The 11,343-nt window shown below is 46.0% G+C and carries 9 protein-coding genes and 1 pseudogene; 8 read left to right on the top strand and 2 right to left on the bottom strand.

Annotated features, from left to right (window positions below; genetic code table 11):
* Nucleotides 1–815 (top strand): annotated as a pseudogene (locus I2H74_RS02430) (DUF7594 domain-containing protein); the annotation flags it as partial.
* Between the two features lie 199 nt (nt 816–1,014).
* Nucleotides 1,015–1,146: a hypothetical protein gene (locus I2H74_RS24940; RefSeq protein ID WP_267490699.1), complete on the top strand. Its 132-nt coding sequence runs from the start codon at nt 1,015–1,017 to the stop codon at nt 1,144–1,146.
* A 41-nt stretch (nt 1,147–1,187) separates the two neighbouring features.
* Here the strand turns inward: I2H74_RS24940 and I2H74_RS02425 are convergent, their stop codons facing one another.
* Both I2H74_RS02425 and I2H74_RS02420 read right to left on the bottom strand, forming a co-directional pair.
* Nucleotides 1,188–1,877, bottom strand: coding sequence for a succinylglutamate desuccinylase/aspartoacylase family protein (locus I2H74_RS02425; RefSeq protein WP_195571330.1), 690 nt, complete (start codon nt 1,875–1,877; stop codon nt 1,188–1,190).
* A gap of 46 nt (nt 1,878–1,923) precedes the next feature.
* A complete protein-coding gene (locus I2H74_RS02420) occupies nt 1,924–2,127 on the bottom strand; it encodes a DUF6199 family natural product biosynthesis protein (RefSeq protein ID WP_195571329.1) in 204 nt (67 codons plus the stop codon).
* 106 nt (nt 2,128–2,233) lie between these two features.
* Here I2H74_RS02420 and I2H74_RS02415 point away from each other — a divergent pair, with 106 nt between their 5' ends.
* The 6 genes from I2H74_RS02415 to I2H74_RS02390 all read left to right on the top strand — a co-directional run bounded on the left by I2H74_RS02415 (nt 2,234) and on the right by I2H74_RS02390 (nt 11,342).
* Nucleotides 2,234–3,784 carry a response regulator transcription factor gene (locus I2H74_RS02415; RefSeq protein ID WP_195571327.1) on the top strand — a complete coding sequence of 517 codons (1,551 nt, stop codon included), beginning with the start codon at nt 2,234–2,236 and terminating at the stop codon, nt 3,782–3,784.
* Nucleotides 3,781–5,514, top strand: coding sequence for a cache domain-containing sensor histidine kinase (locus I2H74_RS02410; RefSeq protein WP_195571326.1), 1,734 nt, complete (start codon nt 3,781–3,783; stop codon nt 5,512–5,514). The genes I2H74_RS02415 and I2H74_RS02410 overlap by 4 nt, the downstream gene beginning before the upstream one ends.
* Before the next feature lie 160 nt (nt 5,515–5,674).
* Nucleotides 5,675–6,619, top strand: coding sequence for an ABC transporter permease (locus tag I2H74_RS02405; protein ID WP_195571324.1), 945 nt, complete (start codon nt 5,675–5,677; stop codon nt 6,617–6,619).
* A 33-nt stretch (nt 6,620–6,652) separates the two neighbouring features.
* A complete protein-coding gene (locus I2H74_RS02400; protein WP_195571323.1) occupies nt 6,653–7,549 on the top strand; it encodes a carbohydrate ABC transporter permease in 897 nt (298 codons plus the stop codon).
* Nucleotides 7,550–7,634: 85 nt separating this feature from the next.
* Complete coding sequence (locus I2H74_RS02395; protein ID WP_195571322.1) at nt 7,635–9,236, top strand: extracellular solute-binding protein; 1,602 nt, start codon at nt 7,635–7,637, stop codon at nt 9,234–9,236.
* A gap of 24 nt (nt 9,237–9,260) precedes the next feature.
* Nucleotides 9,261–11,342, top strand: a complete 2,082-nt coding sequence (locus tag I2H74_RS02390) for an alpha-galactosidase (protein ID WP_195571320.1) — start codon at nt 9,261–9,263, stop codon at nt 11,340–11,342.
* The last annotated feature ends 1 nt before the right edge of the window (nt 11,343 follow it).

The raw sequence follows: 11,343 nt of genomic DNA, 5'->3' as shown, positions 1-11,343 counted from the left end.
CAGTTGGCGTCGGCCAGAGCGGCATTAAGCAGCAGGCTGAGATTATCCGCAGCCAATCATGGAACGAGACGATGATGACATGGAACAATCAGCCTGCTGTGGAAGAAGTGATCGCCTCCTGGACTGCTCCTGCTGCACTGACGCCTGTTGAAGTTGATGTAACCAGCTCCGTTTACGAGGCGCTGTCAACGAACAAGACGCTCTCATTCCGCATCACAGCACCTACGAATCAAGGGCAAAAGGGAGATGTTACGTATGCCTCTCGTGAACATGAGAACATTTCATATCGACCATTGCTTATTCTAGAAAAAGAATCCTATTTATTGAGTCCAACCGAGGATGCCTATGTTCGCAATGGCTCCTATGCAAATGCGAACTATGGTTCATCGCCTGATTTAGTGGTTAAAAATGACAGCAACTCCGGGTATCGGCGCGCATCGTTTTTGCAATTCAATCTAGACTCGCTTCCAAATACGATCACAAGCGCTAAGCTTCGTCTCGTGCCGAAGAGCATTGGCATGACCCATACAACCGGAGCAATCTACTCGGTTGAGGACGTCAGCTGGAAGGAGGCAAGCGTAACATGGAACAACAAGCCGGCTTCTTCCAGTTTGATTCAGACTTACGTCGTACCAGAAGCAGGCAAAGAGATTCTTGTTGATGTTACTCAAGCTGTGCAAGCTGCATTGGCCGGGAACCGTCATTGGTCCATTCAGCTGGATCAGCTGCAGAATTATGGCTCTCTTGGCTGGATGATCTATGGATCGAAGGAAGATAGTGATCCTACGAAGCGGCCGATGCTGTTGATTGAATAGCCTTATTTCAAATTTTCTGATGAAGCTGTCGGGCACATGCCCGGCAGCTTTCATTTTCTAAGAACGGCTCGCAATAGTTAAAGTTTGAACAATCGTCATGAAATGGACATTGCTAGTGAAGATGCGGTGTACTATGATGATAGGGAAATTCAATTGTATATTATTAGGAGAAAACGCAATGTATAAGGAGGATTTATAGATGGAGGTTCCTACATGGGTTTGGATTGCATCCGCTGTTATTGTGATTGCAATTGCATGGCCAACGTTCTGGATTACGAACAAAGCCTATTCAAGAAAATGGGAGCAGGACGAGGAGGATCCAAAATCTTAGCTGTGTGATCCAGTATGGATGGTTTTTAATTGCTTTATGTCCTACGATTCATGCAACACGATACCTGCTTTTCGCAGGAATAGCTTGGCTATGCGCGTTTGGTATTGAACGCGATGAGACAAGGGCATGGCCCAAGACGTCTCGACGGTGACCGATCGAGCGTGAAGCAGCTTCGCAGCAGCGGTACGGAAGGTTCCTTGCTTGTGCCGCCTTACGATCGTAAATTTGCGTGTTTGGCCTGATATGGAACCGTTTAGCTGCTGTTTAACTTGTTGAACAGCAGCTATTGCTTTGCTGCCCTTGTTCGTAATAAAGGATTGGCCTAGCACGCTCGGGTTCAGATTGGAATACCCATTGGCCTCATGCAAATCAAACACCCAAGTTGGTTTATAGCGCTTTGCCAAGCGAAATAATGCCTTGGAGAGTGGATGCGAGGCGGAGCCCCTTCTGCTCTTGGGAAAGGTTCGATTCAAGTCAGGCTTGCCGCGAATTCGACGATAATAAGCCTGTTGATTGACAATCGGAACTAGCACAAGCGTCCCTGCCTGAAGACGAAGCTTTTTGCCCTGCAGTTGGTCGATCAGCCTTTGGGCTGCGTGAATGCTTCCGATCTCGTTGCCATGAATGCCTGCCGTAATCATGACCACAGGTCCGGCTTGGTCGCTTTCAACGACATAATAAGGTGTGGAGTATGAAGTGTTGCGTGCGAGCACATGCTTCTTTATTCGCATTCTGATCCCTCCCGGCCATAAAGTACGTGACAAGGTGCTACAAGGTTCATGTGCTGCTGAACGCCGCAAGCAGAAGAACAAGTCCGATGACAGCTGCAAATATGCCGGTTACACGCTGAAGCATAAGGGCTGCAGGAGTGGGCTCCGCATTCTCTATACGCCAGCCCATGCTGATGTACCAAGCTAGGCGCGGTGTAACAAGTCCGAAGACGCCGAGCAGGAGAAACAAGATGCCGAAAAGTCCGTTCAAAGCGATGCACCTCACTTGACATGATGGATTGATACATAGTACGCATAGAAGAGCGGAACTGCTTCTTTAAAATTCCATAAGACATCATGAGGATGGTGATTCGGGCATGTACAAGCTGCTTATCGTGGATGACGAGGGGTTTCAAAGGCATGGAATCAAGTTTTTAATCCATAAGTATGATTTAAAGCTGGATGTTTATGAGGCGGAGAGCGGCGAAGAGGCGCTCGCATTTATAAAAGAGCATCCGATCGATATCCTATTGACGGATATTCGGATGAAAGAATTGGATGGGCTTCAGCTTGTCGAAGAGATTAGGGCGCAGTTGCTGCCGATTCAAGTCATCTTTATGAGTGCTTATGGGGAATTCGAGTACGCGAAGCGTGCGATTGACCTTCAAGCGGTTCACTATATTCTTAAGCCAGTAGAAGTAAGTGAATTTTTGAAAGTGTTTTCAAAAGTGATTGAGCGTTGTGATCGCGATGTCAGGCAGAAACAGGATCAGTCACGAATGCAAGGGATATACGACCATGGCTTGCGATATGAGCAGCAGCGGTTGATCTCTCGCTGGATTCATCGCTCTGCGCTTTCGGAAGAGGATCAGCTTGCTGATATTTGTGAAATGACCTCAAGCTTTGAGTCGCATGAGGAACTTCGCGTCGTGATCTTGGATGCAAGGGAACGATTTTTTGACCGAATCAACCTAGAGGCGCTAAGAGCACTGGAGCAGCTGATTCCCCGCAAATATGAATGGGTTCACTTGAATGAGAATCAATGCCTGCTCTTTATGGAGGCCGTTCATGGTGAGAGCAAGAGGGAGCTCGAACGGATTGGCCAGCAATTCATTCATTGGTTTCATACTCATTACCACATGGCGGTATATGTCGCATGCAGCGGTTGTGTTCATCAGATCGGCCAGCTTAGGGATGTGTACCAGGAATTTGAGCGCATCCTAGACAGCAAGTTTTTTTACGATGAGGGGGTAGTCTTCTTCACGGGCAGCGTATCCGGAGATGAGCAAGAGCCAGTATCTGTGGAAGACATGCTGGAGGAGATCAAGCGAGAAATCGAGCGAAGAAATTATCCGGCAGTGCAAACGCGCTTTCAACAGCTTGCAGGACAGCTGCAGGAGAACAACCAAGTATCCTCTATATATCTTAAGTATATCTGTATGGAGGTGCTAAAGGTACTAATTCGTGCTTCGTCAATAAAGAACGGGGAACATTTCCGAAGCAATCTAGAGAAAATCTATAATACTAACAAGCTCAGCGATCTTATGGAACATATGATGTCGCTTATTGAGGATGGTGTAGCACAGGATACGGAAGCGGATGATTCAGGGAAGAGGGTCATTTCCGAAGTCATCCGGATCATTGAACGCGAATATAATCGCGACATAGCCGTTGAAGAGCTAGCAGAGAGAGTAAACCTCTCACCCAATTACCTGAGCCACATTTTTAAGAAGCATCAAGGAGTGAGCATCGTCAAGTTTACGACATCTCTTCGGATGGATAAGGCTAAATATTTACTGCATCACACGAATAAAAAGATTGCTGCTATAAGCGACGAGACGGGCTATCGAAATGTTGCCTATTTCTGTTCATTATTCAAGACTTATTATGGACTGACTCCTTCCCAGTACAGGGAGCAGCCCTTATGATCCGGTCAGCGATCCAAACGGTCATAGGCCGGGTCCGGCTCAAGCATAAGTTGTTTCTATCTTATCTGCTTGTTATTGTCATACCGATTGGCGTGCTGGGATGGTACAACTTCAGGCAATCGGAGCAGCTCCTTGATGTGCAGGCAAATCAAGCGATAGAGCGGAATGCCGACACGCTTGCCGAATCGCTTCGGTATACGCTTCAGCAGTATCAGCATACAGCCAATTCAATCTTGTACAGCAGTCCCATTCGAAAGATTCTGACGACAGACTATCATGACCTGGTGAATCTTAGATGGGATCTCGATCAGTATGTGAATCCATCGCTTACCTTTATCCGAGCCTTGAATAAGTCCATTCTTAATATTAGGATTTATGAGCAAGGCCGTCTTCCTGAGTACGGCGGGGATCTGCTGCACGCTTCTCGTGTTGAACAAGAACCTTGGTATGTGAAGATGCAGACAGAGCAGGAGTCCATTTGGGGTAAGAATGGAGGCCGAATCTATATCGCAGCCCCATTCCCGGGCATTGAGCACGCGGATCGTCAGGCTGCACTTTATATCGAGATGCAGGAACAGTTATTTTTCCAAGGCATCGACCAGCTTGCAAGCGACATGGGGGTCATCCTTACAGATGCAAATGGACACATTCTCTATTCCAATCATAAGCTTGACGATCTTCTATTACAGCAGCCATCGATAAGCGAAGCACAACTTGTTCAACAGGGTCCTGGGGTGATTGAGGTAGGGGGTCGGGAGTTGCTTGTGAAGCATATCGCCATCCCTGAAGCGGACTGGACGCTGCACAGTTATGTGTTGAAGTCGCAGGTAAAGCCCAGCTCTTCAGGCATCCTGAGAGCTTCGATTCTAGTGATTAGTCTGTGCGCGATTGCCGTGCTGATCATCAGCCTGCTGCTTTCAAGTAGGATGATTCGAAGAATAGACCGACTCGTTGGTTGGATGAAGAGAGTAAAGCGTGGGGATCTCGATGTGCGCATTGCCAATACGTCGAAGGATGAGATTGGACAGCTAACGGAACATTTCAGCGATATGGTACACCAGGTTAATCGTCTCATACAAGAGGTGTATGCGAACCAGCTCGTGAAGAAAGAGGCGGAGCTTCGCGCGCTGCAATCTCAGATTAACCCTCATTTTTTATATAATACGCTGTCCTTGATTAACTTTAAGGCGATTGAGCATGATGAGCATGAGATCAGTCATGTCGTTACCTCCTTGTCCAAATTTTATCGGACGGCTTTAAACAAAGGGAATCAGCGGATATCCGTGCGGGATGAGCTTCATAACATCCGCTCCTATCTTGAGATCGTGCAAATCATGAAGGATCATTTCTTTGATGTTCAGTATGAGGTAGAGGAGGATGTGCTTGACTATCAGACGATCAATCTCATCTTGCAGCCCATTGTGGAAAATGCGATTGAACACGGGCTAAAGAAGATTGCTCGTAGAGGGCAGCTTATCATTCGTGCTGCTATGGTTGAGAAGGAGCTTGTCTTTATGATAGAGGACAATGGAGCAGGAATATCCGGGGAACGCTTAACAGGCTTGTTGTCAACGGAATCGGACAGCTATGGGTTGAAAAATGTAAATGAGCGGATTCAGTTAACATTTGGCGTTGAGTACGGGATACAACTTCAAAGTAATGTTGGAAACGGGACCAGAGTGAGCATTAATCTTCCAGTGGTCACGTTCGAAGCAAAGGCAGCTCCTTAAGGGGCTGCTTTTTTTAATCGGAAATCAAACTCGATGTTAAATCGCTCTGTCTTCATAGAAATCTGAAACGAATCAAAGATATCTGATAATTACGGCTCAAGAACGAGTTGTTATAGTATCAGTAGGAGCTATTCATGAAGTGGAAAGGAGGGAGAATGATATGCGTACGGCAATCAAACAAGTAGGTATGATTCCCGAGAAGAACTCGTTCAAACCATTCAAGAAATTAAAGGTGCTCTATTTGATGCTCATACCAGGGATGCTGTATTACTTGATCTTTCATTACATTCCTATGTATGGCGTTGTGCTTGCCTTTAAAGATTATCACATTATGGAGGGAATACTGGGCAGCCCTTGGGTAGGGCTTAAGCATTTTCAGGACCTGTTCTCAGATCCTTATTTCTTTTCCGTACTGAAAAATACCGTCATCATTAGCTTTTACAAGCTTATTTTCGGCTTTCCCATTCCCATTCTTTTTGCTTTGCTGCTAAGTGAGATTACCAATGTCCGTTATAAAAAGGCAGTGCAAACCGTTTCCTACCTGCCCCATTTTATGTCATGGGTCGTGCTTGGTGGTATTATCTTCACGGTCTTCTCATTGGAAGGGCCTGTGAATGGCGTGATGAAGCTGTTTGGTGTCGAGCCGATTTTGTTTCTAGCCGATCCTACTTACTTTCGAACCATTCTGATCGTAACAAGTATTTATCAAGGCTTTGGATGGGGCTCCATTATTTATTTTGCAGCGATCTCCAACATTGATCCTCAGCTCTATGAGGCTGCTATTATTGACGGGGCTGGGAGGTTCAAGCGGATGTTTTACATTTCAGCTCCGATGCTGTTTCCCGTCATTGCGGTGATGCTGATCTTGTCCATGTCAGGAATTCTAGATGCAGGCTTTGACCAGATATTTAACATGTATAATCCTCAGGTCTACAGTGTCGCAGATATTATTGATACCTATGTGTACCGTCAGGGTCTCATTGAAATGAACTACAGCCGTGCTACTGCTGTTGGCCTCTTCAAGTCCGTGGTCGCCCTTATCCTCATCATCGTGGTGAACAAGATTGTAAAATGGATGGGTCAAGAGGAGAGTGCCTTATGGTAGTCACGAGGCGGTCAAGAGGAGGTATTGCGAATCATGTTGATTGTAACCAAGTCAACAGGTGACAAAATCATTGATCTCTTTCTTTATTTCATTATGTTTGTCATTATGCTGATCACCCTGTATCCATTCTGGACACAGGTGGTCATTTCCTTAGATGGAGGAGGGACGGCAGGCTCTGCTTATTCGACAGGCATCGTGCTGTTTCCATCAAAATTCACTTTAAGCAGCTACAAGCTCGCATTCCAGTATGATGCGTTATGGTCGGGCTATCTTCATACGATCTACCGAACCGTGCTTGGTGTATTGTTATCGGTCACCTTTACCGCGATTACAGCTTATCCGCTTGCCAAGCGTCAGCTGCCAGGCAACCGCATCTTCACAGGCATCATTCTGTTCACGATGCTATTTGGAGGCGGATTGATTCCGAGCTATCTCTTAATTCAGGAATTGGGATTGTATAATACGATCTGGGCTTTGGTTATCCCTGGTATGATCGGAGCATTCAATGTGATGATCGTACGCAATTTCTTTCGGAATATACCTGATGAGCTGGAAGAGTCAGCTGTGGTGGACGGAGCAGGATATGGAGCTATCTTCATTCGCATCGTGCTGCCATTGTCGAAGCCTGTGCTTGCAACCATTGCATTATGGGTAGGAGTCGGGCATTGGAATGCTTGGTTCGACAGCATGATTTATATCGCGGACCCTTCACGCCAAGTGCTGCAGGTGGTGCTTCGCAAAATTATACTAGAGAACAACACGAGTGATCTATCGATTATCATGCAGACGATGAATCAGCAATCAGAATTTACCGGTCGACAGCTTCAATCTACCATTATCATGTTTTCAATCATCCCGATGCTGATCGTTTACCCGTTTGTGCAGAAATACTTTGTCAAGGGTGTCATGGTCGGTGCGGTTAAAGGATAAGTGATAATGGTTAAGGCATGCTATCGGCAAATTAATTTCTACGGATCATGCTTTAGCTAATAACCATGTGAGAGGGTTGGTTGAAGTGAAAATAAAAAAAGCGCTGCTAAGCATGCTTAGCGTATCCTTGATTTTATTATTTGTATCCGCTTGCAGCCATTCAGGTCAGCAAGCAGATGGAAAGTCGACTGCTCAATCCGGAGATGAAACGAGCAAGAAGACGCTTGAATTCTGGTCATTCTATCCTGAACGGGTGAAAGCAGACTCTCCTGGCGTAACGGCTATTAAAGAGAAATTTGATGTCGTGGTAGAATTTGTCCCAACGACCTTTGATGCGTACCAAGAAAAATTAAATTTAATGATAGCCTCCAAGGATATTCCTGATTGGATGAAGAAGACCTCAACGTCGGAATATGAGAAATATATGAAGCAGGGGATTATCACAGAGATTCCGCAGGAGCTCATTGAAACGCATATGCCTAAATACACAGAATGGATTAAGAAATATATCGATCCCGTAGATCCATTCAAATATGTGAAGCGGGATGGTAAAATTTATGGTTTACCAGAAGTATGGGATATCGGTACAGATGGAACTCAGCTTGGCATTCGACAAGACTGGCTTGCTAAAGTTGGCATCGATAAGGTGCCTGAGACCCTTGAAGAGATGGAGATCATCTTGGAAAAGTTTCGTAATGAAGATCCGGATGGCAATGGAGTAAAGGACACGTACGGCATTACGGCAATGGCATCCAGTGGAAGCATTGGAGGGATGTTTAGCTTCGTATTTGGAGCCTATGGTGTTCATCCTGGCATTTTTACAGAGAAGGACGGAAAGATCGTTCGCGGTGAAATGGAGCCTGGTGCTAAGGAAGCACTTACGGTGCTTAATCGATGGTACAAGAATGAGTGGATTGATCCGGAGTTTGTGGTTAATAAGGATACCAATTTTGTAGATAAGCTTTCCACCAATAAAGCAGGAGCTGGGGAATGGTACTGGTGGGACTTCATGCCGGGTAAAGCATTTTTGGGCAATGAGTCGATGTTCGACAAGATGCTAAAGGCTGATTCGAATGTCAAATGGGCAACGACTGGCGGCATTAAAGGGCCAAGCGGAGATTATGGCATCTCCCAATATGCGCCTGCAGATGGCTCAGGCATTATGTTTGGCTATCAGCTTGCGAAGGATCAAGAGAAGCTCATCAAATATCTTCAAATCTTTGAAGCTACACAGTTTGATCCAAACCTTTATGAGCTGTTCAACTTCGGTGTAGAAGGAACGCACTGGAAACGTGATGAGAATGGCGTCGTACAATATATTCCACCGTATGATGACCAGAAGGAGCGGGATAAACGGGGCATTGCCTTTGGCTCGTATTCGATGTCCGGCTCCTTTAATGATTATGAGTTCCAAACGTCGTATACAGCAGATAAAAATCTTCGTGAGCTTGGGAAGGAAACAAGAGCAAAGAGTACGAAAATCTATGATATTCTGAACCCTTATCAGAAGCCTGTGTTAAACGAATATCAGGATCGGCTTAATCAATATACGATGGAGACGTTCATAGATTTTATTACAGGCAGAAAGTCGCTTGATGAGTTTGATTCCTATGTTCAAGAATGGAAGAAGATGGGCGGAGACAAAGTGTTGGAAGAGGCTCAGAAGATCTATTTAGAGAACAAGTAACATAGAAGAGAGGGAAGCAAGCACATGAAGAAGGATTGGTTCATAACACCTGCGTTATATCGGGCGGAATTCAAGGTTTCATCACAGCAACAGGAGATCACGCTGTCCAACGGCTTAATTTCTCGAACATGGAGACTTGAGCCTAATGCTGCAACGGTAGCCTTTGATAATCTTATGACAGGAGAAACGATCATTCGTGGCGTGAAGCCGGAAGCGATCCTTACTTTGGACGGTCAGGAAGTCGCTGTCGGAGGATTGTCAGGTCAGCCAGACTATGCCTATTTGAAAAAGGAGTGGATAGAGGAGCTGACAGCAGATCCAGAAGCTTTTCAGTTTGCGGGTTATGATATCGGAACCGTGAAGCCGCGTTTTCCTTCTAAAGCGGGCTCCTTCTCGACGCAGCGGCCTTGGATCGCTTCAGGAGTATCTCTTCACCTTATGTTTAGAAGCAAGCTGGAAGCGCTGCAAGGGCTGCAAGTTACGGTGCATTATGAAATGTACGATGGCATTCCGCTGATGAGTAAATGGGTGGAGATCCATAATCAGGGTGAAAAAGATGTACGACTCAATGCCTTTATTAGCGAATGCCTTGCCGTTGTGGAATGGGATTCTCCGGTTGAGACGCCTGACCGCTGGGAATACCCGAATCTTCATGTAGAGAGCGATTATTCGTTCCAAGGGATGGCACAGCGTAAAGCGAACCGAACGACGCATTGGGTCACTGATCCACAGTATCTGACCCAAGTGAATTATGATCGCCTTACACCTGCGATGCTGATCAGCAAGCCGCCTATAGGACCTAATGTCATGATCGAGAGCGGGGAACGATTTAAGACTTTTCGTACCTTCGAGTTGATACAGGACAGCATGGATCGTGAACGCAAGGGGCTGGCACAGCGGAAGATGTATCGCTTGATGGCGCCCTGGGTTCAAGAGAATCCCATCACTCTTCATGTAAAAAGCATCGAGCCGCAAGTTGTGAAGGATGCCATTGACCAATGCGCAGAGGTTGGCTTTGAAATGGTGATTCTATCCTTTGGCAGCGGCTTGGACATGGAAAACGAAGATCTCGCGTATCTTGCCGCATTGAGAGAGCTTGCTGATTATGCGCATGAGAAGGGAATTGCGCTAGGAGGCTATTCGCTGCTTGCTTCTAGGTCGATTAGCAAAGAGCATGACGTAGTGAATCCGAATGGCGCGTACTATATTCATTCACCGTGTCTGGAAAGCGAGTGGGGACAGGATTATTTTCGGAAGCTTCGGCACTTCTTTGAGCAAACAGGCTTTGACGTTCTGGAGCACGACGGCTCATATCCAGGAGACATCTGTGAATCAACCACTCATCCTGGACATGAAGGAAGAGAGGATTCACAGTGGAAACAGTGGAGACGTATCACTAATTTTTATAAATGGTGCAGAGAAAAAGGTATTTATCTGAATGTGCCGGATTGGTATTTTTTTATGGGCTCAAACAAGGCCGGTATGGGTTATCGAGAAGTGAACTGGGCGCTGCCTAGAGAGCGTCAAATCATTTTGTCTCGGCAAAATATATTCGATGGCACCTGGGAGAAGACGCCCAGCATGGGCTGGATGTTCGTGCCCCTTACCTCCTATCAAGGCGGTGGATCCGATTCAACCTTAGAGCCGTTAAGTGAACACTTAGATGCCTATGATGCGCATTTAAGAAACAATTTTACAGCAGGTGTTCAAGCGATGTACCGAGGCTTCCGTGTCTATGATACAGAGGAGACCAAGCAGGTCGTAAAGCGATGGGTTGACTTCTTTAAGCAGTATCGAGATATCCTGGAATCCGATATGATTCATCTTAGAAGGCCGGATGGAAGAGGCTATGATGGTATTATGCATGTGAATCCTACATTGTCTATCAAAGGATTAGCTGTTATCCATAACCCTACAAATGAAGAAATGGTACAGACAGTGGAGCTCCCGTTGTATTATACTGGTATTAGTCAAACGGCTATTGTTCGGGATCGACAGGGTAGAGAATATCGGTGTGATGTGGACCAGCATCAACGAATTAGTGTTACCCTTAACATTCCTGCTCAGGATGCAGTTTGGCTATCCATCACAGACAACAATGGGTAGA

Origin of the sequence: Paenibacillus sp. 1001270B_150601_E10 (genome assembly GCF_015558675.1) — a bacterium.
Taxonomy (GTDB): domain Bacteria; phylum Bacillota; class Bacilli; order Paenibacillales; family Paenibacillaceae; genus Paenibacillus_B.
This window is presented reverse-complemented; position numbering and strand designations above follow the sequence as displayed.

What these genes read in the sequence shown, in the direction of transcription:
- I2H74_RS24940 (WP_267490699.1), top strand. Translation starts at nt 1,015, where the DNA reads ATGGAGGTTCCTACATGGGTTTGGATTGCATCCGCTGTTATTGTGATT.
- I2H74_RS02400 (WP_195571323.1), top strand. Translation starts at nt 6,653, where the DNA reads ATGTTGATTGTAACCAAGTCAACAGGTGACAAAATCATTGATCTCTTT.
- I2H74_RS02415 (WP_195571327.1), top strand. Translation starts at nt 2,234, where the DNA reads ATGTACAAGCTGCTTATCGTGGATGACGAGGGGTTTCAAAGGCATGGA.
- I2H74_RS02410 (WP_195571326.1), top strand. Translation starts at nt 3,781, where the DNA reads ATGATCCGGTCAGCGATCCAAACGGTCATAGGCCGGGTCCGGCTCAAG.
- I2H74_RS02405 (WP_195571324.1), top strand. Translation starts at nt 5,675, where the DNA reads ATGCGTACGGCAATCAAACAAGTAGGTATGATTCCCGAGAAGAACTCG.
- I2H74_RS02425 (WP_195571330.1), bottom strand. Translation starts at nt 1,877, where the DNA reads ATGCGAATAAAGAAGCATGTGCTCGCACGCAACACTTCATACTCCACA.
- I2H74_RS02390 (WP_195571320.1), top strand. Translation starts at nt 9,261, where the DNA reads ATGAAGAAGGATTGGTTCATAACACCTGCGTTATATCGGGCGGAATTC.